The sequence below is a fragment of the Brevibacterium sp. 91QC2O2 genome (assembly GCF_024580695.1).
In the GTDB taxonomy this organism is placed as follows: domain Bacteria; phylum Actinomycetota; class Actinomycetes; order Actinomycetales; family Brevibacteriaceae; genus Brevibacterium; species Brevibacterium moorei.
The window spans coordinates 1-23,661 of the sequence record NZ_JANIJY010000033.1; the positions used below are offsets into that span (position 1 = coordinate 1).

Consider the following 23,661-nt stretch of genomic DNA (forward strand, 5'->3'; position numbering starts at 1 on the left):
TTTGCGGTGGTGAGAGCGTTGGGGAAACGCCCGGTCCCTTTCCGAACCCGGAAGCTAAGCCCGATTGCGCTGATGGTACTGCATGCGGGAGTGTGTGGGAGAGTAGGTCACCGCCGCAATTAATTTATATATGAGGGAGCCTGTGTGCTTGAGCCGCCCTGGTGGGTGGGGCTCGCACACGGGCTCTCTTCTTTTTGTGGGTGGTGAGGACCACCCCGTGGACGCATCTTCCCAGATCAGCGCCCGGTTCTATAGTCTTGGGCCATGTCTACCGAGAACGTAACCCAGCCCACTGTCACACTTGACGCCGACACCGTCGAAACGATCTCCCACCTCGTCGATGAACTCTCCGGCGATCTGCTGAGCACCAGCCACGTCCTGCACGCCAACCCGGAACTTTCCTTCGAAGAGCACGCGGCGATGAATCTCCTGGCCACGCGGGCCGAAGAGCAGGGCTTCACGGTGGAACGGGGAGCCTACGGGATCCCCACCTCGTTCGAGGCGATCAAAGGCACGGGCCGGTTCCGCGTCGTCATCTGTTGCGAATACGACGCGCTGCCCGGTGTGGGACACGCCTGTGGCCACAATACGATGGCTGCCATGGCCCTGGGCGCCGCCCTGGTGCTGGGGGAACTGGCCGATCTGCACGATCTGACCGTGGTCCTGCTGGGCACCATCGCAGAAGAACACGGAGGCGGCAAGGCCCTGCTGATGGAACAGGGAGCGTTCGAAGAGGCGACGATCTCGCTCATGGCCCATGCCGCCTCGGGAGACATCGACAAGTCCTGTGGACTGTATTCGACCCAGGCGGTCGATAGGTTCAAGGTGACATACACCGGGCGGGGAGCCCATGCCGCCGCCGCTCCTTTCAAGGCGATCAACGCCGCCGACGCTGCGACTCTGGCCCAGGTGGCCATCGGTCTGCTGCGCCAACAACTGGAGGACGGTATCCGCCTGTCCGCCTTCGTCGAACAGGGCGGCGAGGCGACCAACATCGTGCCGGCACTGACCGTGCTGCAGGCCGAAGTGCGTGCTCCCGATAGCCCCCAGCTGGACGAGGTCAAGGGCAAGATGCTCAAGTGTTTCGAAGGTGCGGCGATCGCCACCAGTTGTGGTTGGAAGGCCGAACGGACCGAACCCCGCTACGACGAGCTCAAACAGGATCCGCGGATCGCTCCTGTGTGGGACGAGGCCCTGCGTGCCCTGGGCCGCAAGGTGGACGTGGTGCCCCGTGGACAGGGCGGTGGATCGACCGATATGGGCAATGTGTCGCTGGTGGTGCCCAGCATCCACCCGTCGATCGCCTTCCTCGGTCAGGAGGGCGTGCCGCACACCGCGGAATTCGCAGCCGACGCCGCAACTGAGGCGGCCGATCAGGCTGTGATCGACGGTGCGAAGGCACTGGCCCTGTCCGTGCTGGGCCTCGACGACGCAGCGCGCGAATCTCTCCTGGCCGACCAGGCCGCACGCCCCGCCGGTTTCACCAAGGTCCCGGTCAGCCCCGAGGTCTGATCCAACACCCAACCGGTGGTACTCGCTAGTCGTATGCCCCTTGGGTTGTGTGCCCGCGCCTTGCCAGTGGCTCTCGCTGGTTGTGTGCCCCTTGGGCCGTGCGCCCGCGCCTTACCGGTGGCTCCACTCGGGTGTCCGTGGCTCGATAACTCATGAGTTATCGAGCCACGCGCGCATGTGTGGAGCCACTCCGGTGGGGTGGGGGAGGGTTAGCCGGCGGGGGTCTCTACGAGGTGGTGGGTCCAGGTGGCGCCGGCCCGCGTGTATTCGATGCGGGTATGGTTGCGGTCCTCACGGGCCTGCATGAACTCGAATTCCGCCGGGACCAGCCGATAGACCTGCCAATCCGGATTGGGCCGGCCCGTATAACTGGGACGGCCCCGCCAATCGGCCTGCGAGACCTCGTCCGGGGCGAGCAGTACCGTGCCGGTGATGCGCACCTGCCTGCCCGACTCGCGCCAGAAGAAGACGAGCGAGGCCCGCGGCTCGGCCGCCAGCTCCAGCCCCTTGCGCGACGATGCGTGGGTGGAGAACTCGTAGCCCACCGCTGCGGTCCCTGCCGCGGTCTCGATCCCGAGTGATCCCTCGGCCGCGGTGTCCGTGTCCACGATGTCCTTGAGTATCAGGGTCCGGCCCACCGGGGTCCCATCGGCTCGCGCTGTGATGAGGGTGAAGGCATTGGACTGCCTGGCGCCGGATTCGATCGCCGCTTCCAACCACTGGAGGAACAGCCCCGCCGGATCCTCGGGCACCGTAGCCGGGTCCAGGATCGGCAGATCCGGTGGGAACGCCGGGATGGCGCGCAGTCGCGTCCGCAGATTGGATGTGCTCTGCTCTGACATGGTCGATCAACTCTTTCCGTGTGATTTTGCGTGTGAATCGGTGTGTTCTTTTAAGCGCCGGGGCCTGGCCAGGGCTGCGGCCAGGGTTGAGACGATGATGATGGCCGCGGCGATCGTGAAGGCCACACGATACCCCTGCACTCCGCCGGCCACCGCATGGGCCACCAGCAGCGGGCCCAGAATCTGGCCGACGCTGTAGACGGTCACCAGGACCGCTGCGCTGTTGCGGATCCGCAGTTCCACACCGTAGGCCAGGGTGAGCTGGACGATTGCGACGAAGGTGCCGCCGAACAGTACGGCGCCCACCAGGTCGCCCACCACGCCGGGGAAGCAGGCCGGCACGACCGCCGCGAAGATCTGCAGGCCCAGGAAGGCCAGCAACAGCGTGTGGACGTGGAACCTCGCGCGCAGGGCGGTCAGGCAGGGGATCGAGACGATCGCGGCCAGGCCCGCGACCATCCACACCAGATTGCCCACGGGTACGGCCTGCAGCCAGTCGGGCAGCCCACTGCCGGCCGCGCCAGCACCACCTGCAGGACCAGCACCACCGTGCGTGCCCGAGGCCGCGCCTCCGGAAGCGGCGCCGGCACCCAGGCTCGCGCTCAGGGCTGCGACGATGAAGGTGCCGATGATGATGTAGCCGATGCCCTCGCCCAGGTAGGACACGGTCAGCGCGCCCTTGGACAGCAGATGACCGCGGGGGCTCGGCAATATATCGGAAGGGTCTGTCTGCTGTACCGTGGTGCCCCCGTTCGCCGGCCCCGAGGCCCCCGTCAGTTTGCGCGGCGTGCGGCTGCCGTGCCAGGCCAGGGCTGCGACCAGACCTGTCACCACCGTGGCCGCGATCCACTGGCCGGCCCAGCCGAGGTCCGCGAACATGCAGATCGCGGTCAGCAGGCCGGAGAGCAGGATGCCCGCGCCGATCCCCACGAATGCCAGGCCCAGCCGGGGGCTGCCGCCGACGCTGCGGGAACAGTGGATGAACACGATGCCACTGCAGAACCCGGCCAACAGCCGGATGATCCACCAGACCGTCAGCGTCGCGAACCCGGCGGCCGCGGGTCCGGCCGGTGTGGCCTCGGCGACCGCTGTACTCGCTGCGCCGGCTGTCCCACCGGCAGAACTCCCGAACAGCAGCGAGCCGGTGGCGGGCACAAGGGCCATCGCCGCCTCGGAGGCCACCAGGAGGATCAGGCACAGGCGATAAAGATGCCGATTGTCCCCCGATCGGGGGACAAGCATCGTCAGGCCGGCGCCCAGCATATAGCCCAGGTAGTTGGAGGTCGCGATCTGCGCTCCGGCCTGCTCGCTCAGACCGGCCTGCGTCGTCATCAGCGGCAGCAGGGGAGTGTAGACGAAACGGGCCAGGCCCAGAGCCGCGGCGAATCCGGCGGCGATCCAGACGATCTGCCGGGTCAGCTCACCGCGGGAGGGGGCAGCGGCCTCGGTCGAGGGAACCGGGGGAGTGGGATGAGTCATATTCCCACATTATGGGTCTGGGCACAGTGAGGGAAATAGCCACACGGCCCGATTGATAACCTGAGGTTATGGATGTGTCCTTGCGCCAATTACGGGCGTTCCTGGCTGTTGCCTGGACCCGGAGCTATACGGGCGCCGCGGCGGAATTGGGTGTGTCCCAGCCCGCGGTGACGCGCCTGGTGGCGAGCCTCGAGGGTGAACTGGGGGTACGCCTGGTGGAACGATCGACCCGCAGGGTGGAACTGACGATGGTGGGCAGGGACTTCCTGGAACGTGTGCGTCCCGCCGTGCTCGGCATCGACCGGGCGGTCGCGGTCGTGGAGCGCTCCCAGCGCGAACTGGCGCTGGGCTGCAGTTTCCTCTGGCCCGATCCCTTCACCGGCACTCTGGTCGATCGCGCCGAGGCCGAGCTCGGCGTCCGTGTGACCCTGCACCGGACCGATGATCCTGTGGCGGCCCTGCAGGAGGGTCGAGTCGATGCCATCGTCGCCCGGCGGCCGTCCTCCGACCCCGGGATCGGCAGTGTCCGGATCGGTACGGAACGGCGCCTGGCGGCGGTGAGCACGGCCTCGGCATTGAGCCGGTGCAGTGCTCTGACCTGGCACGATGTCTTCACGCACCGTGTCGTCGTCAACACGGCAGGGGGCTCCTTCATTCCGGCTGACTGGCCTTCCGAAGAGGCGAAATCCACCGACATCGTGACGTGTACGAACTTCGACGAATGGTTGGAATTGGTGGCCCTGGACCGGGGGATCGGCGTCATCCCCGAACTGATCGAACGCCGCGTCGCCCACAGCCGCGTGGTCTTCCTACCATTGGAAGGAGCGCCGCCAGTGCCCTTGGAACTGCAGTATCCACTTGCCAGGGCGGGCACGGAGGCGATCACGCCGGTTGGTCCCACAGGCACCGGCGATGCGCTGCCCGGCCTCATCGGCCTAGCACGTGAACTGGCTGAGGAGCCGAGACCATGAGCATCGACCACATGAGCATCAACGCAGCCACCACCACCGGCGCCCTGCCCGCCCCCGGCCGGCCACCCGAGAACGAGGACGCCTGGGGCTCGACCGGCCGCCTGGCCTGGGTGGTGGCCGGAACTCCCCGCCCGGCCGGGGTGCAGGGCCAGACCGGCGGGGAGTACGCCCGCGCCCTGTCCTACGCCCTGGAACAGGCCGCCGACCCACAGCTGTCACTGCGTGCGATCGTCAACCGCGCGATCTCGGCGGCCCCGCACCTGCCCGCCTCGGCCGATGATCCCGGTGCCGAGGCCTCGCTGGCCCTGGTGCGCCTGGGCGCCGAGGCCACGGAATGGTTGGCACTGGGCGACTGTTCCGTGCTGCTGCCCCCGCCGGGGCCCGGCGAAGAGGCGATCGTCAAGACCGATGAACGGGTGCGGCACATGGCCGGAGGGTCGCAACGGAGGTTCTTCGCGGCACGGCAGAAGGCGGCGGGCAAACTTGGGACCGGTGGGCGCGAAGTCGCTGAGACCGCCGACGGTATCAGCGGCGGGCCAAGCGAAGCGTCCGGAGGGAAGGGCCTGGCCGCATGGCGCGCTGCCCGCCTGCACCGCCGGCTGGCCCATGCGCGCGCCAAGATGCGCAACCTGCCGGAGGGGTACTGGGCGGCCGCGGGCTATCCCAACGCCTCGCTCGAGGCGGAATTCGGCCGTTACGCGGTGGCCGGACCCGTCTGCCTGGCCAGCGCTGGGGCCCTGGCACAGCCGGATGACTGGTTCTCCTGGACCGCTCCCGGCGCTGATCTGGACACCGCCGTGGCCGAGGCCGCCGCGGACACCGGCGACACCGCCACCATCGTGGTGGTCGCGCCGTAGCATTTTCTAGCCCCAGTCCCATAGCGCGGCTGTATACGGCCATGCCATAGGACTGGGGGTACAAAACGCGCGGCAGGTCTACCGTGTAACGCGCTCCAGGGTGACGATGACCGATTCGTAGGGCTTGCCCGTGTCGTGTTCCATGCCCAGCTCGCAGGTTCGGTTGCCCGAAACCCAGGCATCCGCGTCCACGGCGGCGACCTCGGCCTGTTCCTCCTCGGTCGCGGTCTCCGTGAGCTCCGGGTGCAGCATCCCGCGATCCCCGGCGGTCGCGCAGCAGGTGGCGACGATCGGCTCCACCACGTTCTGTGCGGCCTCGCCGGCCAGGGCCAGCAGATCGCCTGCGATGTCCATATTGTGCATCGAGCACGTCGGGTGGACCACCACGGTGCCCAGCTTCTCATGCTCGCCCAGCTCGGGTACGACCTCGCGGTTCACCCAGGTCATCGCATCGAGGATCGTCAACTCATCGTGCAGCTGCTTGTGGTGGGCGTCCAGATGGGGGACCACCTCGTGCAGCACGCCCAGGGTGCAGGACGCGGCGTCGACGATCACCGGCAGCCGCCCGCCGTCCGACCAGCGGTGCAGGTCCTCGACCACGCGCGCGGCCATCAACCGGTTGCCCGCGTCCAGGCCCTTGGACTGCCAGATGGTGGCGCAGCAGTCGTCGCCCAGGTCCTCGGGGATCCACACCTTCTTCCCGGCGCGCTCGGCCAGGGCGATGAGCGCCTCGGTCACGTTCAGGGGTGCGCCCGGTTCCTTGGGCGCCCCGAAGATCCGGTTGATGCAGGCGGGGAACAGCACGACGTCGGCCTGTTCCCTGGTGACATCGGTGTGCGGGGCCCGAGGTCCCGTGCCGGGGATCGCGGTCAGCCAGTTGGGCACCAGGTCGTCGCCGGCAACGGCCCGGCCGGCCTTCGTCACGGCGCCCAGCAGCTTGTCGCCGGCGGCGCCGGTGGTCCGGGTCAACAGGTTCGCGGCGCCGACGGCCAGACGTGCGCCGGTGGAGGTGGCGCCCCAGCCGGCGGCGATGGCCTCGCCCACCTTCTGCGCGGTGGGCGACCAGGAATCGCGCCTGACCTCCTTCATCACGTGTCCGGTGTCGATGTCCACGGGGCAGGCGATCGCGCAGGAGGAGTCGCCGGCGCAGGTGTTGACCGCGTGGTACTCGTAGCTGTCGACCAGCGCCTGTTCGACCGGGCCGTCCCAGCCCTGGCGCGCCATTTCGCGCTGCAGCACGATGCGCTGGCGCGGGGTGACGGTGATATTTCGCGAGGGGCACACGGGCTCGCAGAACCCGCATTCGATGCAGCGGTCGAATTCGCTGTCCAATACGGGCATGGTCTTGAGATTCTCGAAGGCGACCTCGGGGTCGTCGTTGAGGAACACGCCGGGGCCCAGCAGACCGGCGGGGTCCAGCAGTGCCTTGGTGCGCTTCATGAAGCCGATGGCGGCCGTGCCCCATTCGCGTTCGATATAGGGTGCCATGTTCCGGCCGGTGCCGTGTTCGCCCTTGAGCGACCCGTCGTAGCGGTCCACGATCACGTCGACCAGGTCCTCCATGAAGGCCCTGTAGGTGGTGACCTGGTCCTCCCGGGTGGCGTCCAGATACAGGTAGAAGTGCAAGTTGCCGGCGGAGGCGTGGCCGTTGACCGCGCCCAGGAAGCCGTGTTTGACCAGCAGCTGCTGCAGATCGGTGCAGGCCTCGGCCAGCTGCGCCGGCGGCACCACCACGTCCTCGGTGATGAGCGAGGTCCCGTGTGGGCGGGCGGCACCGATGATCGCCAGCAGCCCCGAGCGCACGCTCCAGTAGCCGGCGGCGACCTTGGCATCGCGGGTGAAGTCCCCGGTCACGCCGGTCGCGGCGTCCCCGGTGGCGTTTAAGCCCACCACGGCCCTGGCGCGGTCCTCGAAGGCGGCCAGCTCGGCCTCGTCGTCGGCGCGGATTTCGGTGAGCACCACGGCGTCCTGCGCGTCCTCGGCCAGCTCGGCGATCCACGCGGGCGCGCCCTTGGCACTGGCCGCGGCGCGCAGGCTGGCGGCGTCCATCAGCTCGACGGCCTCGGCGCCGGCCTCGTTGAGCCCCGCCACGGTCGCGGCTGCGGCCTGCAGGGTGGGGAAGCGGAAGAAGGCGGTGGTGCGGGACCGGCCGAAGGGCACGGTGCGGAAGACGGTGTCGGCGATGAACGACAGGGTGCCCTCGGACCCCACCGAGAGCCCACGCAGGATCTGGGCAGGGGAATCGGAGTCGAGGAAGGCATCCAGGTGGTAGCCGGAGGTGTTCTTGATGCTGAACTTGCTGCGGATCCGTGTCACCAGGTCCTGATCGGCCAGCAGGTCCTCGCGGATCGCCAGGAGGCCCGCGACCAATTCCGGTTCGGCCTCGCGCAGACGCTCATCGGCGTCGGCGGCTCCGGTGTCGACCACGGTTCCCGAGGCCAGCACCAGGGTGGCCGACTCCAATGTGTAGTACGAGTTCTTCTGCACGCCGCAGGTCATGCCGCTGGCGTTGTTGGCCACGACCCCGCCGATCGCCGCGGCGCCGGAGGATGCTGGATCGGGTCCCAGCTTGCGGCCGTGGCGGAACAACATCGCATTGGCCCGCGCCGTGATGGTGCCCGGACGCATTTGGATCCGCGCTCCGTCGTCTAAGACGTGGGCGCCGGTCCAATGGCGGCGCACGTCGACGAGCACATCGTCGGACTGGGACTGGCCGTTGAGGCTGGTGCCCCCGGCGCGGAAGGTCACCCCGTGCCCGGTCTCCCTGGCCCAGCGCAGCAGTTTGACGACGTCGTCGACGCCGCGGGCCAGGACCACGACCTTGGGCATCAGCCGGTAGGGGCTGGCGTCGGAGGAGTAGCGCACCAGATCGTGCGGGGCGTCCAGGACGGTGCGCTCGGCCTCGTCTCCGGTCACCTGCAGCAGGGTGCGCAGCGAGGCGACCAGGTTTGAGCCCCTGGCGTCGAGCACGGCGGTGCTCGCGCGGTTCGGCATGGGTTCCTGGACCGGCCGGGCCAGTCCGCGTTTGATATCCGATCCGAGTGCTCCGCGCATGAAATCCTCCAGAGGTTCCCGCCGCCGGGCGGGTGCGGTTGATGGTGGACAGTCGCTTTGAGCGTATAGAGGCTGCCGGTCGCGTTCAACGAAACCGATGCAACGGCCGAGGCCACAGTCGCCCGGTCACTCCCCTGTGTCGGCGGGCGGCGGGCTGGAGGGTGTTCGTCGCCCGGAATCTAGGGGGTGTGAGCGATCACGTGGGCGCGTTTCGATGATCCGACCGGCGTTGCACGTCGGTGCGTATGCGACGTCTAAGCGGTGGATAAGGGGAATACGCACGGTGTGCTTGCGAAAAAGGCGGGTCCGCAGGGGTCGGTGGCACTACAGTCGGTGGAGCATGGGGCTAAATCAATTCTGAACATATGCACAGAAAAAGAGATAGGGTGAGATCGTGACAGGACGGGAATCGGGTGTGAGACGGGCACAGGACCCGCGGCCGGCCAAGACGCGGGCCGCGATCATCGATGCCGCGAACCGTCTGGCCTGGACTCAGGAGGCGGAACTGAGCGTTGCGATGATCGCGAAGGAAGCGGGCATCAGCCGCACCAGTTTCTACGCCCAGTTCAAGGATCTGGACGATATAGCGGTGCAGCTGATCCGGGAGCGGTTCGTGGAGATCTCCCAGATCGACGACGAGCTGCGCTCGGCACAGGCGGGCGGTCCTGCGACCCTGGCCACGACCTCGGTCCTGTTGGACGAGTTCCTGGCCAGGCGGCATCTGTTCTCCGTCGTGCTGGGGGCCGTCGGCAGTGCGCGGGTCAGCGGTGAGGCCTATCGCACGATTCAGGGAATCCTGGCCGCCGGAGCCCGGCAGACGATGCTGCGGGTGGCGCCGGCTGGGATCGATCCGGACAGTGCGGCGACCTTCATCGCCGCCGGCATCCTGGCCGTGATCGTCGATTGGCTCGCAGCCGACGAGGCAGAGGCGAGCATCGGCACCCGCGAGGAACTGCAGGACCAGATCATCGCCCTGCTCCCCACCTGGGTCACCAACACCCAACCCCCGTCCACTACGCCCTGAAACGTCGATATATCGGGGTTTTTGGCTGATTCCGACATTTCGGGGCGTAGTGGAACAGCTAAGAGAAGGAGAAACACCATGAAGGCATGGCAGTTCATCGATACGGACAAGCCCCTGGAACTCACGGACGTCCCGGCGCCCATTGCGGGACCCGGACAGGTCGTGCTGCAGATGAAGGCTGCGGGCCTGTGCCATTCCGATGTCGGCCTGATGACCGATCCGGGCTGGATCCTGCTGCTGGGCAAGCAGCCCATCACCATCGGACATGAGAACGCCGGAGAGGTCATTGCCGTGGGCGAGGGCGTCACCGGGTTCCACCCCGGCGACCGCGTGGGCGTGTGCCCCACAGTGGGCGGCCCTGGCAATGCTCCCGGCTATGACTTCGACGGCGGCTTCGGCGAGCAGATGGTCGTGCCCGCAGAAACCCTGGTCCCGATTCCCGACGGCGTGAGCTATGCCCAGGGTGCGGCCGCCACGGACGCAGGTATGACCGCGCACGCCGCAATGGTCACCAACGGCGGGGTGAAGGCCGGGATGAACGTCGGCGTCATCGGCTTCGGCGGGCTGGGCCAGATCGGCGCCCGCGTGGCCGTGTTGACCGGGGCGAACGTCTACGTCGCCGAGGTCAACGAGAACGTCTGGGACCTGGTCAGGGCCTCCGGCGTCAAGGACGTGCGCAAGGGGATCAAGGACTTCGACGATGTGAAGTTCGACCTGATCGTCGACTATGCGGGCTTCGGCACCACGACCTCGGACGCGGTGGACATCATCAAGCGCGACGGCACCGTGGTGCTGGTGGGCATGGGCAAATTGGAGTCGAACATCGACACCCGCTCGCTCATCCTCAACCAGTGCACCCTCAAGGGATCCAATGGCGGATCGAAGGATGACATCGCCGGGATCTACGCGTTCATGGCCTCCGGCGACCTGGAGCCCAAGCTCACGGAGATCACCTTCGATGAGATCCCCGAGGGCCTGGAGCGCCTGCACAACGGCAAGGTCGAGGGCCGCTTGGTCGCGATCTACTGAGTCACGCGACTCGGAGAGAGTCCACTACTTAGCGAAATGTCGATATATCGGCGGTTTCGGCTGAATTTCGACGTTTCGTCAAGTAGTGGAACTCGGGCGGCAGGCCTCGGCATGCCCTAGCCGGCGAGGTTGCGGACCGATGTGGGGACCTCGGCGGTGCACCAGTCACTGGTGACGGGGGCGCCGAACCCGCGGGTCATGGGCACCAGCCCCGACCACGCTGAGGTCCCGGCATCGGCCGGATCGTCCGGCACCCCGGGTGCCGTCATCGGACGGGCCTTGTAGATCCACTCACCGTCGGCGATCGGCAGGCGCAGCACGCTGGTCTTGGCCAGTTCCTTCTTCGTCGAGGCCCGGATCTCCTCGGTGCGCCCCGGCAGCAGGCCGTCGGTGAACCGTTCCAGCATGGAATCGCGTTGCTGGTCCGAGGCCGGTTCCAACACGCCGCTGATAACCGCCGAGCGGTAGGCGGCGGAGGAGTCGAAGGACGATACCGCGACCACCAGTGCGTCCATCGCGGTGACGCAGAAACTGGCGCGGGCGTTGCGGCCACGCACTCCCAGCGTGTGGGCGCCCGATGATCCGTGCACCAGCAGCCAATCGCCGTCGCGCACATAGAGGGTCGGCACGGTGATGGGGCAGCCGCCGCGGACCACTGCCAGCACGCCCCACCATTCGGTGTCGAGCAGGCGATCCAGGTCGGCGCGGTCGGTCGATTGGCGTTCGCGGTAGCGCGTAAGGGGCTCCATGGTTCCAGTCATGCTCCCAGCCAAGCGTGATTGTGGTCCTGGTTGAATAGCCGGAATCATCGAGTTCGGAAGTCCGGTATTCTTCCTCCCCGGTATCGTTGAGGCCATGCCACGTCATGCTCGTACCCTGGAATTCCCGCTGCGGCCGGCGGAGCGCAGTGCTGCGGCGGTGGCGCGGGAACTGCTGCGCGCGATTCGCGATGGCCTGCTGAGCGCGGGGGACTGGCTGCCGTCGACCCGAGCGCTCGCAGTCGAGCTGGGGTGTTCGCGGACCCTGATCGTCGCGGCATACGACAGGTTGCTCGCCGCCGGTTATCTGGAGGGAGTGCCGGGCTCCGGCACTCGGGTGTGCACCGGTGCGACCGAGGCGGCCCGGGCAGGTCTGGCACCCCAGGTCGGTGCGGGGGAGCGGGCGGCTGCACAGACCTCGGGTCGCCTCGATCAGCGGTACGGGAACCCGCGTCCTGGCAGGGGTCTCGGCGGGGGAGCCTGGCCGGGAGAAGCCGCATGTTTCACGGGAAACGGTGAGGCGGGCCGTGCTGGACCGGGCCATGGTGACGTGGTGGGGACGAGTGTCGATCTAACCCCTGGCCACCCCGATGCCGGTCTGCTGCGCACCTCGGAATGGCGCTCCGCCTGGCGGCGCGCGGCCGATGCGATGAGCTCGCTGGAGCCGTGGAACACCCGCGATCTCCCCTTGGCCGGACAACTGGCAGAACATCTGCGTACCGGTCGCGGCATCACGGATGCGCGACCACTGCTCTTTCCCGGGACCGGGCCCGCCGTCGGAGTCCTGCGCCATGTGGTGGCGGACCTGCCCGTGGTGATGGAAAGCCCGTGCTATGGCGCCATGTACACGGAGCTGAGGAAGGGCGCGGGCAGCGCCGACTTCGTGCCCGTGGACTCTGACGGCGCTGTGGTCGAGTATCTGCCGAAGCGGGCCAGTCTGTTCTATACGACTCCCGCCCACCAGTATCCGCTGGGCCATCGGATGTCCGTGCAACGGCGGCGTGAACTGGTCGAATGGGCGCGGTCCACGAACTCCCTCATCGTCGAGGACGACTACGACGGGGAATTCCGCTATGGGGTCGCACCTCTGCCCGCCCTGCGCTCGATCCCCGGCGCCAGGGACCATGTCGCCTATCTGGGGACCGCGTCGAAGATGTTGTCGCCGGATCTGCGAGTGGCCTGGCTGGATGTGCCACCGGCCCTGCGGGAACAGGTGCGCTCTGCGGCTGTGCATGAGCGGCTTGCCGTGCCGGGGATCGTGGACCGTGCCCTGGCCGACTTCATCGGCACCGGTGGGTTGCGCCGTCACCTGGTCCGCGCGGGCCGGGTCTACCGGGAGCGGCGCGGTGTACTGCTCGATGCACTGGGCGAGGTCGTGGACGGTTCCCGCATCCTGGAGGGCTTCCGCATCGTGGGTGTCGATGCTGGTCTGCACGTGACCGTGGAATTGCCCGGCCGCGACGACGGGGAATTGGTCCGTCGGCTGGACCGGCGGGGGTTTCGCGTGGCGGCGCTGTCGGACTATCCTGCCGCGGAGTCGGTCGGTGCTGCCGTCTCCGGCCCTCACACCGGCCTCGTCATCGGCTATGCGCGTGCCGACCACGGGCAACTGCGCGCCTTCGCCCGCACTCTGGGACAGGAGCTGAGGTCGGAAGCCTAAGCGCAGATGCTTTTGACGATCAAGCGCTAAAGGTATCCTCCCAAACGTTCGATCAGTTATTCTGGCGGGGATGGTGGTACGGGTTCGTCCGCGCCGCACGGGCATCCACACGGATGACCACAGATGACATGTACACAGACGTACAGGGGGGATGCCCATGGGCAATCTGACATATGACTTCTCCGGCCGCAGCGTGATCGTCACGGGTGCGGCGCGCGGAATCGGCCTGGAGCTGGGACGCTTCTTCGCCGCCGCCGGCGCCACGACCTATGTAGTCGACCTGGACGGCGAGGAACTCACCGTCCGCGCAGCCGAGATCGGCGCCCGCCCGCTGGTCGCCAATGTCGCCGACACCACCGACGTCGAGGCCGCGGTCAACACAGTGGTCACCGACACCGGGCGGATCGACGTGATCGTTAACAACGCCGGGATCCTGCGTGACAAGGTCCTGTGGAAGCTCACCGACGACGACTTCGACGCCGTCTTGGCGACCCACGCCGGCGGCACCTTCCGCTTCACCCGCGCCGCCACCCCGCACTTCCGCAAACAGGGCTTCGGACGCATCGTCAACGTCACCTCGTACACGGGTCTGCACGGCAACATCGGCCAGGCCAACTACGCCACCGCCAAGGCCGGCATCATCGGCTTCACGCGGACCGCGGCGAAGGAACTGGCGCGCTTCGGCGTGACCGTCAACGCGATCTCCCCGAACGCGGAGACGCGCATGGTCGCCTCGATCCCGGAGGACAAGAAGGCGGAACTGGCCGCCCAGGCCCCGCTGGGCCGGTTCGGCCAGCCCAGGGAGATGTGCGATGCCGTGGGCTTCCTGGCCAGCGAGGAGGCCGGCTACATCACGGGAGTCGTGCTCCCCGTCGACGGAGGGCTGTCGATCTGATGAACACCCCCAAGTCCACCGATAAGTACCTGTCCGCCCGTGACATCGACTTCATGCTCTACGACTGGCTCGACGTCGAATCCCTGACCAGTCGCCCACGCTTCGAGAACCACTCGAAGGAGACCTTCGATGCCGTCCTCGAGGTCAGCGAGGACATCGCGAAGGAGTACTTCGCCCCGCACGCGCGCAAGGCGGACACGAACGAGCCGACCTTCGACGGCGAGCACGTCCACATGATCCCCGAGGTCGCCCCCGCGCTGGCCCAGTTCGCGGAGGCCGGACTGACGGCCAGCACTCTGGACGAGGAGCTGGGCGGGATCCAGCTGCCCAATGTCGTGGCGCGCGCCTGCTTCAGCTGGTTCCAGTCGGCGAACATCGGCACCTCCAGCTACCCGATGCTGACCATGGGCAATGCCGCACTGCTGCTGGCCTACGGCACCCAGGACCAGATCGACCGGTTCGTCATGCCCGAGCTCGAGGGCCGCTTCTTCGGCACCATGTGCCTGTCCGAACCCGAGGTCGGTTCCAGTCTGGGCGATGTGTCCACGCACGCCGTGCCGCAGGCCGATGGCACCTTCCGCGTGCACGGACAGAAGATGTGGATCTCGGCCGGTGAGCACGAACTCAGCGAGAACATCGTGCACCTGGTGCTGGCCCGCGCCGATGGCGACCCGGCCGGCGCCAAGGGCCTGAGCTTGTTCATCGTGCCGAAGTTCCTGGTCAACGCCGATGGCAGCCTGGGTGAGCGCAACGATGTGGCACTGTCGGGGCTGAACCACAAGATGGGCTACCGCGGCACCACGAACACGCTGCTGAACTTCGGCGAGGGCGAGCACACGCCCGGCGGTGCGGCCGGAGCCGTTGGCTACCTGGTGGGGGAGCGGACCAAGGGTCTGCAGTACATGTTCCACATGATGAACGGCGCCCGGATCGGGGTGGGCGCCGGCGCGGTCGCCCTGGGCTACCACGGCTATCTGGACGCCCTGGCCTATGCGCGCGACCGCCTGCAGGGCCGGCCGGTGGAGAACAAGGACCCGAACGCGGCACCCGTGCCGATCGTCAAGCACGCCGATGTGCGCCGGATGCTGCTGGCCTCGAAGACCTATGTCGAGGGCGGGCTGGGCTTGATCATGTACGCCGCGACCCTGCTGGACGACCAGCAGACCGCGCCCACGGAGGCCGAGCGCGCCAGGGCGGCCTTGCTGCTCGACGTGCTCACCCCGATCGTCAAGACCTGGCCCAGCCAGTGGTGCCTGGAGGCGAACTTCCAGGCCATCCAGGTCCTCGGCGGGGCCGGCTACACGCGCGACCACGACGTCGAACAGCTCTACCGCGATAACCGCCTCAACCCGATCCACGAGGGCACCCACGGTATCCAGGCCAATGACCTGCTGGGCCGCAAGGTGATCATGAAGGGCGGCTCCGGCCTGGCGCTGTACCTGGAGACGGTGCGCGCCACGATCGCCAAGGTGACCGAGGCGCCCGCGGGAACGCCGGCGGCCGGCTGGGCCGAGCAGGCCGCCTCGCTCGAGGCGAACCTGGGCCGGATCGAGGAGGTCACCGCAGCGCTGTGGAAGGACGGCGATCCGCGTGCCGCCCTGGCCAATGCCTGGGTCTACCTGGAGGCCTTCGGGCACACGACGCTGGCGTGGCTGTGGCTCGAACAGGCCCTGGCCGCCGAGGCCGCAGCCGGCTCTCGTGGGGACGACGACTTCCTGCGCGGCAAGCGGGCGGCGGCGCGGTACTTCTTCAGCCATGAGCTGCCGCGCACGGGTCCGCAGTTCGACCTGCTGGCCGCAGTCGACACGACCCTGCCCGACCTGGACGACGACTGGCTGTAAGCGCCCGCGCCCTGCCGGTGGCTCTCGCGAGGTGGGTGTCCATTAAGTAATTGCCTGCGCCCTGCCGGTGGCTCCACAAAGGGTACTGTGGCTCGATAACTCACGAGTTATCGAGCCACAGTTGCATGAGTGGAGCCACTCCCGTTTCACGTGAAACGGGAGTGGCTTCTTGGTGTTCGGGTGGGTCAGCCGAAGAGGCCCTCGGATCGCAGTGTGGCGAACTCGGATGCGTCCAGGCCCAGGCGGGTGGACAGTTCCTCATTGTGCGCTCCGAGCTCGGGCGCATCGGCGGGGACGACGTAGTCCCAGGCGGTACTCGGCGAGGCGCTTTCGCCGGTCTGTGCGCCCGTCGTGTTTCCTTCGGACGCGCTCGGAGCGCTGCCGCTCGCCGCCCCCGTCTCGCCGCCGCCCACCGCAGCGGTCGTGGTGCTTCCCGCCGGCCGGAACCTCGGTGCGGGGGAGGGGTGGCGCACTCCGTGGGAGTCCGTGTAGAACACTCCGCGGGCCCGGTTGTGCGGCAGTTCCTGGGCCGCTGGGAAGTCGAGGATTTCGAAGACACAGGCGTCGACACCGGCGAACAGTTCGGTGAGCTCGGCGGCGGTACGGGTGCCGATGGCCTCGGCGAACAACGGCCGCAGCTCATCCCAGTACTGTGGGTCCATGTGGTTGAATCCCCCCACCGGCCCCGGCAATCGGTCTGCGATTCCGGTGCGTTCGACGAAGGCGGCGAAGAACTGCGGTTCGATACATCCGACGGAGAACCAGGCCCCGTCCTTGGACCGGTAGCGATCGTAGGCGGGGGCTCCGCCGTCGAGCATATTGCGTCCGGCACCCGCCCCCCACTGGCCCATGGCCGCGAAGCCGTGCATCATCGCCCACAGGGCGTTCGAGCCCTCGACCATCGCCGCGTCCACCACGGCACCCTGTCCTGTGGCGCGTGCCCGGGTCAGGGCAGCCAGCACGCCGAAGGCCAGGAACATCCCGCCCCCGCCGAAGTCCCCCGCCAGGTTCACGGGGAACACGGGACCGGTGGCCGGCGCCCCGGTGACGGGATCGGCGGCGCGTCCCAGCTGCGCCAGGACGCCCGAGCTGGCGATGTAGTTCATATCGTGGCCAGCCGCCTGAGACAGGGGTCCGTCCTGTCCGAAACCGGTCATCCGCCCGTAGACCAGGGCCGGATTGACGGCCTGGAAGTCCGCCGGGCCCAGGCCCAGGCGCTCGGCCACCCCGGGCCGGAATCCCTCGATCACGATGTCGGTCTCCTGCCCCAGGTGCATCAGCAATTGTGCTGCGCGGGGGTGTTTGAGGTCGATCGTCAGTGATTTCTTCCCACGGTCGAGGACCGGGTTGGCCCGGTTGCCCTTGGCACCAGGGCGCGGGGCGCGTTCCAGGCGGATCACCTCGGCTCCCATATCGGCCAGCATCATCGTGGCGAAGGGGCCGGGTCCGATCCCGCCCAGGTCGAGCACTCGCACGCCGGCAAGCGGCAGTCGGGCGTCGGAGGCCGCGTGCGTGGAAGCCTGTTCGGAGCCCTGTGCCGCGCCGGCGGTGGTTGGTGCAATATCGGTCATCGATAACCTCGTTCCTCTTCATTGGGGACTTTGAAGCGACTATATCGCCGAGGTCGTTCCGGTTTGCGGCGCGTCTCACCGACGGGCGGTGCCCTGGAGGGCCGCGTAATAGGGCGAGACGGACCGGGTGGATCCTGCCGGTGGGTGGACCCTGTCGGAAGGCTCCGTCCGGATGAGTAGTGAGCCGGTCAGATATCCTCGCCGCCGCGCACGCCGGCGACGATGAGGTTGGCCAGGGCCCGATAGGCCGCGGCGTCGTCCAGTCCTGTGGCCTGCTCGACTTCCTTGCGGTGGATCGAGTTCATCACCAGTCCGGCGACTGCGCCGATGAATTCGGAGTCCACCTGGTTGCACTCGCCCATCGCCTCGCGGACCAGGTCTTTAACGTGGTCGGCGGCGATCCGGGTGTTCTGCTGGTAGATCCGGCCGGCGGGCTCGTAGGCGTCGAGGTCGCGGAAGAACTGCACGGAGGCCGGAGACAGGGCCTCGGCGATCAGTCGCAGGTACTGGCCGATCTGCTCGATCGGGTCGGCGTCCTTGTCCAGCCTTTCCTCGATCCAGCTGGTGGCCCGCTTGAAGAAACCGCGGATCACGGTCAGGATCACCTGTTCCTTGCTTGAGCCGACCAGGTAGATGGTCCGTTTGGAACAGTGGGCATGGCGGGCCATATCGTCCACGCTCAGCTCCAGGAAGCCATTGTCCATGAACAGGTCGACCAGACTGCCCAGCACGGCCTCGCGGCGTCTGCTCTGCTTGGCGCGTAGCCCCTTGGTCCCCGGGATGTGGATGGACGGCAGCTGTGGGATCGACGGCATTCCCTTAGTGTACCGGCGTGCATCGGCCGGGCTGGGAAAGGCGAGGCAACGGTATTCACTGGTACTGATAACGGTGCTACAGTACCGGATAGGGTTTCCTGAACCTCGGTGCGACCCCTTCCCGGCCCCATTGTCGAGGCCAGAGTGGGCGAGTCGGAACAGGGGCAGGGAAAGCGGGTCGGAACCGAGTACCCGCAACGTCGATATCGCACAGTAAGGACACCGCCATGCAGGTCAACCGCCTCCTCCCCAGCGAAGAAGCCGCGGAGTTCGTGAACCTGGTCGACCGGTTCGCGCAGGCGGAACTGGCACCCCAATCCGCACAGGCGGACGCCCAGGGGATCTTCCCCCGCGAGGAGTTCCGCAGACTGGGCCACTTGGGGTTGCTGGGCCTGCCGTACCCGGAGGAATTCGGAGGCGGCGGTCAGCCCTATGAGACCTACCTGCAGGCCCTGGAAGCAGTCGGCACAGCCTGGGCCAGTGTGGCGGTGGGCGTGAGCGTCCATATTCTGTCCTGCTATCCGCTGGCCGTCTACGGCAGCACCGAACAGCGCGAACGTCTACTGCCCGACATGCTCGGCGGCGAACTGCTGGGCGCCTACGCCCTCTCCGAAGTCCACGCCGGCTCCGACCCGGCAGCCATGCGCACCACCGCCACCCGGGACGGCGACGGCTACCGCATCAAGGGCACCAAGGCCTGGATCACCCACGGCGGCGAAGCCGACTTCTATACGGTCATGGCCCGCACCGGCGAGGGCTCCAAGGGAATCTCCTGCTTCCACGTGCCGGCGGACTCACCGGGGATCACCGCCGACCCCGGCGAGCAGAAGATGGGCCTGACCGGCTCGCGGACCTCCCTGGTTCACTTCGACGACACTCCGGTGTCAGCCTCCAACCTGATCGGACACGAGGGCCAGGGCCTGTCGATCGCCCTGTCCGGCCTGGACTCCGGCCGACTGGGGATCGCGGCGGTGGCCACGGGCGTGAGCCAGGCGGCACTGAACCTGGCCGTGGCCTACTCCAAGGAGCGCGAGGCCTTCGGCGTGCCGATCATCGAACACCAGGGTCTGGCCTTCCTGCTGGCCGATATGGCGACCGCGGTGTCGGTCTCGCGCTCGTCCTATATCGCCGCGGCCCGGCGCCGCGATGCGGGACTGCCGTTCGGTATGGACGCCGCGATCGCCAAGGTCACGGCCACCGACAACGCCATGAAAGTCACCACAGATGCGGTGCAGGTTCTGGGTGGGGCCGGGTACACGAAGGACTACCCGGCCGAACGGTACATGCGCGATGCCAAGATCATGCAGATCTTCGAGGGCACCAACCAGATCCAGCGCGTGGTCATCTCCCGTGGCCTGGAAACCGCCGCGTGATGAGCTCCTGCGTGATCGTCCGGGTGGGACGGGCCCGCTCCCATATACTCACCCGCGCAGCTTGCGGCGTTGGATCTTGCCCGTGGCGGTCTTCGGCAGCTCCTCGATGATGTGCACCCGCTTGGGTGTCTTGTAAGCGGCCAGACGTTCGCGCACATGCGCTCGCAGCCCGTCCTCCAGGTCCTCTCCGCCCGCCGAGCCGTGCTGTAGGGACACGAAGGCCTCCACCCGTTCACCCGAGTACTCATCGGGCAGACCCACCACCGCGGCCTCGAACACGGCGGGATGCTCATAGAGGGCGTCCTCGACCTCGCGCGGCCACACCTTATAACCGGACACGTTGATCTGGTCCTTCGACCGGTCCACCAGGTAGATCCAACCGGCGGCATCCATAATCGCCACATCGCCCGTACGCAGCCACGGCCCGTCAAAAGTCTGAGCGGTGGCCTCCGGCTTGTTGAGATAGCCGGGAGTGATCTGCGGGCCGCGCAACTCCAGTTCGCCCGGTTCGCCCAGTAGGGTGCCCGGCGCCAGGCCGGAAGGGGCCGCCTCGGGGTCGGCCGCGCCGGCGGAGCCGGATCCGACAGCGCCCGCGGGCTCGTCCGGCGCGAGCAGTGGCACCACGCGCGCGTCCAGGCCGGGCAGCGGCACGCCCACGGCCAGGGTGCCGCTGCCCGGATCGACCGGAGCCCTGCAGCCCAGGGGCACGCCCACCACCGCCGACGAGGTCTCCGTCATTCCGTAGATGTTGTGGATGTAGTGGCCGAAGGTGTCCTCGAAGCGCTTGACAGTGGCCGGCGGCACCGGCGCCCCGCCGGAGTACACGGTTTTGACCGTTGCCAGGTCCTCTGCCGTGGCCCCCGGCAGGTCCAATAGCCCGTTGTACACGGTGATCGAACCCAGGAGATGGTTGATCCGGTACTCCCTGATCGCGCGCAATAACTGCGCAGGGGTGAAGCGGTTGATGCACACCAGTCGGGTGTCGCCGGTCAGTGCGGTGACCCCCGTGGCCACCGCGCCGGTGATGTGGAACAGGGGAGCGACGGCCAGGATCCGGTCGCCGGGCGCGATGTCGTACCAGGCACGGTTGCCCCAGGCCACGGCCAGCAGCGCCCGGTGGGTCGACAGGGCGCCCTTGGCCGGTCCCGTGGTGCCGGAAGTATAGGTCAGCAGGGCGGGATCGTCCCCCGTGAGCCCGGCGACGGATGTGGGCCGCTGCCCGTCACGAGCAGCGATGATGGTCGCCAGGTCGCCGTCCCCGCGGGGTGCGGTGGTGTCCGAGGCCGTGGACTTGGCGAATGCTCCATCCGGCGCCCCGGACTGCCAGTCCCGGTCATTGGCCGTGAGCACCGAGGTCCCCGCCTGCTGGGCGGACCACTCCTCCAGCGGTCCCGTCGAGCCCTCCAGACCGATCACCACGCGGGGTCGGGCATCATCGAGGATCGTTTCGAGTTCGCGGTGGATGTACATGGGATTGAGCACCAGCGGGACCGCGCCGATCTTCCAGGCCGCCAATTCCGCGATCGCGAAGTGCGGGATGTTCTGCAGCTGGATGCCCACCCGATCGCCGGCTTGCACGCCCTCTGCCTGGAATTCAGCGGCCAGGGCATCCGCCATCCGGTCGACCAGGGCGGCGCTGAGCTCGGTGTAGAAGTACTGCAGGGCCACTTCGTCCGGGGCGCGGTGCACCCGCTGGGCCCAGGCCTCGGCCAGGGTGGAAAATGGCACGTCCAATTCCGGCGAGACGTGCGCGGGGTACAGTGCGGTCCATCCGCGGTCGGGTGTCGTCGTGCTCATCGTCGAGCCACCTTTCTTCCGGCGTCATCGCCTATAACCGGGGTCCGAACCGTGTCCGGGGCCTCGTCGTCCTGGAGTATGCGGTCAGGCTAGCAGGGACCTCTGACACCGCGGATCCATATGCGTCACACTGCGCCGTGCGCCCCGGATGTGCATCACACCACAAATTCGGCTGCGAATGCGGTTCAATGGAGGGTATGAATGGAACGGAAGCACTCAACGAAGCGCGCGACCGGCTGATCTCGCTGCGCACCGACTACTCAGCCGCCCTCGAGTCCTTCGAATGGCCGGATGTGGGAGACACATTCAACTTCGCCCACGACTGGTTCGACTCCTACGCCCGCGGCAACGACGACCCGGGCCTGGTGATCGTCGAGGAGGACGGCACCCGCAACGCCCTGACCTTCGGGGAACTGGCCGACAGATCCGATCAGGTCGCAGCGCAACTGCGCGAATACGGGGTGGGCCCCGGCGATGCGGTCGTGCTCATGCTGGGCAACCAGCTGGAGCTGTGGGAGTCGATGCTGGGCATCATCAAACTGGGTGCGGTCCTCATGCCCACCACCCAGGCCGCGACCACCGCCGAACTGATCGACCGGCTGGACCGCGGGCACGCCCGCGCAGTCATCTGCAATACCGCCGACGCGGCCAAATTCGCCGAGGTCCCCGGCGACTATCTGCGCATCGTCGTGGGAGATTCCCCGGAACCCGGGCCCGAGGCCCCCACCGGTGCGCCCGCCCCCGCCTGGCTGCCCTATGCTGCCGCCTACCAGCGGGCCCCGGAACCCCAGCCCCATCCGGGCAATAAGACGGACGACCGGGTGCTGCTGTACTTCACCTCGGGCACGACCAGTCGGCCCAAACTGGTCGAGCACACGCACTACTCCTACCCCGTCGGCCACCTGGCCACCATGTACTGGCTGGGGCTCAAGCCCGGCGATGTGCACCTGAACGTGTCGAGCCCCGGCTGGGCCAAGCACGCGTGGTCGAACTTCTTCGCGCCCTTCCTGGCCCAGGCCACCGTATTCCTCTACAACTACACGCGTTTCGACGCCGCGGCACTACTGGGAGTGCTCGAGGCCGAACATGTCACCAGCTTCTGCGCCCCGCCCACCGTGTGGCGGATGCTCATCAACGCGGATTTGGGGGCCAAGCCCGGCTCCCTGCGTGAGGCGATCGGCGCGGGCGAACCGCTGAACCCGGAGGTCATCAAACAGGTCGAGGACAACTGGGGTCTGACGATCCGCGACGGCTACGGGCAGACGGAGCTGACGGCATCCGTGGCCAATCCGCCCGGGCAACCGGTTAAGGCCGGTTCGATGGGCCGGCCGCTGCCGGGTGTGCCCGTGGTGCTGATCGACCCGTATACGAACGAGGTCGTCGAGGGCGTTGGCGAAGGCGAGATCGCAATCGACCTGTCGCTTCCGCACCCCACCCTGATGACGGGGTACCAGGGGAATCCGGAGAAGAACGCCGAGGCCATGGCCGGCGGTTTCTACCACACGGGCGATGTGGCCGGCCGGGATGACGAGGGCTATATCAACTATATCGGGCGGACCGACGATGTCTTCAAGTCCTCGGACTACAAGGTGTCGCCCTTCGAATTGGAATCCGTGCTCATCGAACACCCCGCCGTGGTCGAGGCCGCGGTGGTGCCGGCGCCGGACCCTGTGCGCCTGGCGGTGCCGAAGGCCTATCTCATGCTCAAGGACGGGGTGGAGCCGAACGCAGAGACCGCACGCGACATCCTGGCCTTCGCCAGGAATGCCCTGGCGCCGTGGCTGCGGGTGCGCCGGATCGAGTTCGCGGATCTGCCCAAGACGATCTCCGGCAAGATCCGCCGGGTGGAGCTGCGGGTCCGCGAGACCGAGGTGGCGGGGCAGCGGCCCGCAGGGGAGTTCCGTGACGAGGACTTCCCGGAGATCAAGGGCTAGCCGCACTTCCCTCTCCTCTCTTATGCCTCGTGTGGCCGGCTCTAACCGGCCACACGAAGCGAAGAGGACGGAGTGGGTGGGTTTCCGACATGTGTGGTGCGTGTCATGTCTGTTCGGTTTGCGGGCCCCACCAAGCGTGTGTATAGTTAACTGTGTTGCCAGGCGGAAAACACTGAAGTAACCGCCAGTCCTTCCCGGACTGTTGAGGGTTAGGTTTTAGAACCGCGGCCTGGTGATACAATCAGATTG

General features: G+C 67.6%; 17 protein-coding genes and 1 rRNA gene. 11 read left to right on the forward strand and 7 right to left on the reverse strand.

Annotated elements, in window-relative coordinates; translation table 11 throughout:
* Nucleotides 1-2: 2 nt before the first annotated feature.
* Together rrf and NQ036_RS14555 are read left to right on the forward strand one after the other, a co-directional pair.
* Nucleotides 3-119, forward strand: a 5S ribosomal RNA gene (gene rrf / locus NQ036_RS14550).
* A 145-nt stretch (nucleotides 120-264) separates the two neighbouring features.
* On the forward strand, nucleotides 265-1,512 hold the full coding sequence (locus NQ036_RS14555; RefSeq protein ID WP_257049868.1) for an amidohydrolase: 1,248 nt from the start codon (nucleotides 265-267) through the stop codon (nucleotides 1,510-1,512).
* Between the two features lie 209 nt (nucleotides 1,513-1,721).
* Here the strand turns inward: NQ036_RS14555 and NQ036_RS14560 are convergent, their stop codons facing one another.
* Both NQ036_RS14560 and NQ036_RS14565 read right to left on the reverse strand, forming a co-directional pair.
* The gene (locus NQ036_RS14560; protein WP_257049869.1) at nucleotides 1,722-2,354 is read right to left on the reverse strand and encodes a pyridoxal 5'-phosphate synthase; all 633 of its coding nucleotides are present in this window, start codon (nucleotides 2,352-2,354) and stop codon (nucleotides 1,722-1,724) included.
* A 6-nt stretch (nucleotides 2,355-2,360) separates the two neighbouring features.
* The gene (locus NQ036_RS14565; protein ID WP_257059817.1) at nucleotides 2,361-3,833 is read right to left on the reverse strand and encodes a YbfB/YjiJ family MFS transporter; all 1,473 of its coding nucleotides are present in this window, start codon (nucleotides 3,831-3,833) and stop codon (nucleotides 2,361-2,363) included.
* A 68-nt stretch (nucleotides 3,834-3,901) separates the two neighbouring features.
* On the opposite strand from NQ036_RS14565, the gene NQ036_RS14570 reads away from it, so the two are divergent.
* Together NQ036_RS14570 and NQ036_RS14575 are read left to right on the forward strand one after the other, a co-directional pair.
* A complete protein-coding gene (locus NQ036_RS14570) occupies nucleotides 3,902-4,804 on the forward strand; it encodes a LysR family transcriptional regulator (protein ID WP_257049871.1) in 903 nt (300 codons plus the stop codon).
* Nucleotides 4,801-5,661: a hypothetical protein gene (locus tag NQ036_RS14575; protein ID WP_257049872.1), complete on the forward strand. Its 861-nt coding sequence runs from the start codon at nucleotides 4,801-4,803 to the stop codon at nucleotides 5,659-5,661. Before NQ036_RS14570 ends, NQ036_RS14575 begins: the two co-directional genes overlap by 4 nt.
* A gap of 78 nt (nucleotides 5,662-5,739) precedes the next feature.
* On the opposite strand, the gene NQ036_RS14580 is transcribed toward NQ036_RS14575, so the two are convergent.
* Nucleotides 5,740-8,715: an FAD-binding and (Fe-S)-binding domain-containing protein gene (locus NQ036_RS14580; RefSeq protein WP_257059819.1), complete on the reverse strand. Its 2,976-nt coding sequence runs from the start codon at nucleotides 8,713-8,715 to the stop codon at nucleotides 5,740-5,742.
* Nucleotides 8,716-9,109: 394 nt separating this feature from the next.
* Between NQ036_RS14580 and NQ036_RS14585 the strand changes: the two genes are divergently transcribed.
* Together NQ036_RS14585 and NQ036_RS14590 are read left to right on the forward strand one after the other, a co-directional pair.
* Nucleotides 9,110-9,739: a TetR/AcrR family transcriptional regulator gene (locus NQ036_RS14585; protein ID WP_257049874.1), complete on the forward strand. Its 630-nt coding sequence runs from the start codon at nucleotides 9,110-9,112 to the stop codon at nucleotides 9,737-9,739.
* A gap of 78 nt (nucleotides 9,740-9,817) precedes the next feature.
* Nucleotides 9,818-10,768: a zinc-binding dehydrogenase gene (locus tag NQ036_RS14590; protein WP_257049875.1), complete on the forward strand. Its 951-nt coding sequence runs from the start codon at nucleotides 9,818-9,820 to the stop codon at nucleotides 10,766-10,768.
* 116 nt (nucleotides 10,769-10,884) lie between these two features.
* On the opposite strand, the gene NQ036_RS14595 is transcribed toward NQ036_RS14590, so the two are convergent.
* Nucleotides 10,885-11,529 (reverse strand): pyridoxamine 5'-phosphate oxidase family protein, encoded by a 645-nt coding sequence (locus NQ036_RS14595; protein WP_257049876.1) that lies wholly within the window; start codon nucleotides 11,527-11,529, stop codon nucleotides 10,885-10,887.
* 94 nt (nucleotides 11,530-11,623) lie between these two features.
* Between NQ036_RS14595 and NQ036_RS14600 the strand changes: the two genes are divergently transcribed.
* From NQ036_RS14600 to NQ036_RS14610, 3 genes are all read left to right on the forward strand, one after another.
* Nucleotides 11,624-13,186 (forward strand): PLP-dependent aminotransferase family protein, encoded by a 1,563-nt coding sequence (locus tag NQ036_RS14600; RefSeq protein ID WP_257049877.1) that lies wholly within the window; start codon nucleotides 11,624-11,626, stop codon nucleotides 13,184-13,186.
* 157 nt (nucleotides 13,187-13,343) lie between these two features.
* Nucleotides 13,344-14,081 (forward strand): SDR family oxidoreductase, encoded by a 738-nt coding sequence (locus NQ036_RS14605; RefSeq protein WP_257049878.1) that lies wholly within the window; start codon nucleotides 13,344-13,346, stop codon nucleotides 14,079-14,081.
* Complete coding sequence (locus tag NQ036_RS14610) at nucleotides 14,081-15,922, forward strand: acyl-CoA dehydrogenase (protein WP_257049879.1); 1,842 nt, start codon at nucleotides 14,081-14,083, stop codon at nucleotides 15,920-15,922. The genes NQ036_RS14605 and NQ036_RS14610 overlap by 1 nt, the downstream gene beginning before the upstream one ends.
* Before the next feature lie 185 nt (nucleotides 15,923-16,107).
* Here NQ036_RS14610 and NQ036_RS14615 read toward each other — a convergent pair whose 3' ends face one another.
* Nucleotides 16,108-17,493 (reverse strand): CaiB/BaiF CoA-transferase family protein, encoded by a 1,386-nt coding sequence (locus tag NQ036_RS14615; RefSeq protein ID WP_257049880.1) that lies wholly within the window; start codon nucleotides 17,491-17,493, stop codon nucleotides 16,108-16,110.
* A gap of 188 nt (nucleotides 17,494-17,681) precedes the next feature.
* Nucleotides 17,682-18,308: a TetR/AcrR family transcriptional regulator gene (locus NQ036_RS14620; protein WP_257059821.1), complete on the reverse strand. Its 627-nt coding sequence runs from the start codon at nucleotides 18,306-18,308 to the stop codon at nucleotides 17,682-17,684.
* A 227-nt stretch (nucleotides 18,309-18,535) separates the two neighbouring features.
* Between NQ036_RS14620 and NQ036_RS14625 the strand changes: the two genes are divergently transcribed.
* Nucleotides 18,536-19,681 (forward strand): acyl-CoA dehydrogenase family protein, encoded by a 1,146-nt coding sequence (locus NQ036_RS14625; protein ID WP_257049882.1) that lies wholly within the window; start codon nucleotides 18,536-18,538, stop codon nucleotides 19,679-19,681.
* A 48-nt stretch (nucleotides 19,682-19,729) separates the two neighbouring features.
* On the opposite strand, the gene NQ036_RS14630 is transcribed toward NQ036_RS14625, so the two are convergent.
* Nucleotides 19,730-21,478, reverse strand: a complete 1,749-nt coding sequence (locus tag NQ036_RS14630; protein ID WP_257059823.1) for a class I adenylate-forming enzyme family protein — start codon at nucleotides 21,476-21,478, stop codon at nucleotides 19,730-19,732.
* A gap of 197 nt (nucleotides 21,479-21,675) precedes the next feature.
* Here NQ036_RS14630 and NQ036_RS14635 point away from each other — a divergent pair, with 197 nt between their 5' ends.
* On the forward strand, nucleotides 21,676-23,412 hold the full coding sequence (locus NQ036_RS14635; protein WP_257059825.1) for an AMP-binding protein: 1,737 nt from the start codon (nucleotides 21,676-21,678) through the stop codon (nucleotides 23,410-23,412).
* The last annotated feature ends 249 nt before the right edge of the window (nucleotides 23,413-23,661 follow it).

Excerpts from the sequence above, each read along its gene's own strand:
- NQ036_RS14555 (WP_257049868.1), top strand. The coding sequence starts at position 265 with ATGTCTACCGAGAACGTAACCCAGCCCACTGTCACACTTGACGCCGAC.
- NQ036_RS14565 (WP_257059817.1), bottom strand. The coding sequence starts at position 3,833 with ATGACTCATCCCACTCCCCCGGTTCCCTCGACCGAGGCCGCTGCCCCC.
- NQ036_RS14575 (WP_257049872.1), top strand. The coding sequence starts at position 4,801 with ATGAGCATCGACCACATGAGCATCAACGCAGCCACCACCACCGGCGCC.
- NQ036_RS14610 (WP_257049879.1), top strand. The coding sequence starts at position 14,081 with ATGAACACCCCCAAGTCCACCGATAAGTACCTGTCCGCCCGTGACATC.
- NQ036_RS14580 (WP_257059819.1), bottom strand. The coding sequence starts at position 8,715 with ATGCGCGGAGCACTCGGATCGGATATCAAACGCGGACTGGCCCGGCCG.
- NQ036_RS14590 (WP_257049875.1), top strand. The coding sequence starts at position 9,818 with ATGAAGGCATGGCAGTTCATCGATACGGACAAGCCCCTGGAACTCACG.
- NQ036_RS14560 (WP_257049869.1), bottom strand. The coding sequence starts at position 2,354 with ATGTCAGAGCAGAGCACATCCAATCTGCGGACGCGACTGCGCGCCATC.
- NQ036_RS14635 (WP_257059825.1), top strand. The coding sequence starts at position 21,676 with ATGAATGGAACGGAAGCACTCAACGAAGCGCGCGACCGGCTGATCTCG.
- NQ036_RS14570 (WP_257049871.1), top strand. The coding sequence starts at position 3,902 with ATGGATGTGTCCTTGCGCCAATTACGGGCGTTCCTGGCTGTTGCCTGG.
- NQ036_RS14605 (WP_257049878.1), top strand. The coding sequence starts at position 13,344 with ATGGGCAATCTGACATATGACTTCTCCGGCCGCAGCGTGATCGTCACG.
- NQ036_RS14620 (WP_257059821.1), bottom strand. The coding sequence starts at position 18,308 with ATGCCGTCGATCCCACAGCTGCCGTCCATCCACATCCCGGGGACCAAG.
- NQ036_RS14625 (WP_257049882.1), top strand. The coding sequence starts at position 18,536 with ATGCAGGTCAACCGCCTCCTCCCCAGCGAAGAAGCCGCGGAGTTCGTG.
- NQ036_RS14600 (WP_257049877.1), top strand. The coding sequence starts at position 11,624 with ATGCCACGTCATGCTCGTACCCTGGAATTCCCGCTGCGGCCGGCGGAG.
- NQ036_RS14630 (WP_257059823.1), bottom strand. The coding sequence starts at position 21,478 with ATGAGCACGACGACACCCGACCGCGGATGGACCGCACTGTACCCCGCG.
- NQ036_RS14595 (WP_257049876.1), bottom strand. The coding sequence starts at position 11,529 with ATGACTGGAACCATGGAGCCCCTTACGCGCTACCGCGAACGCCAATCG.
- NQ036_RS14615 (WP_257049880.1), bottom strand. The coding sequence starts at position 17,493 with ATGACCGATATTGCACCAACCACCGCCGGCGCGGCACAGGGCTCCGAA.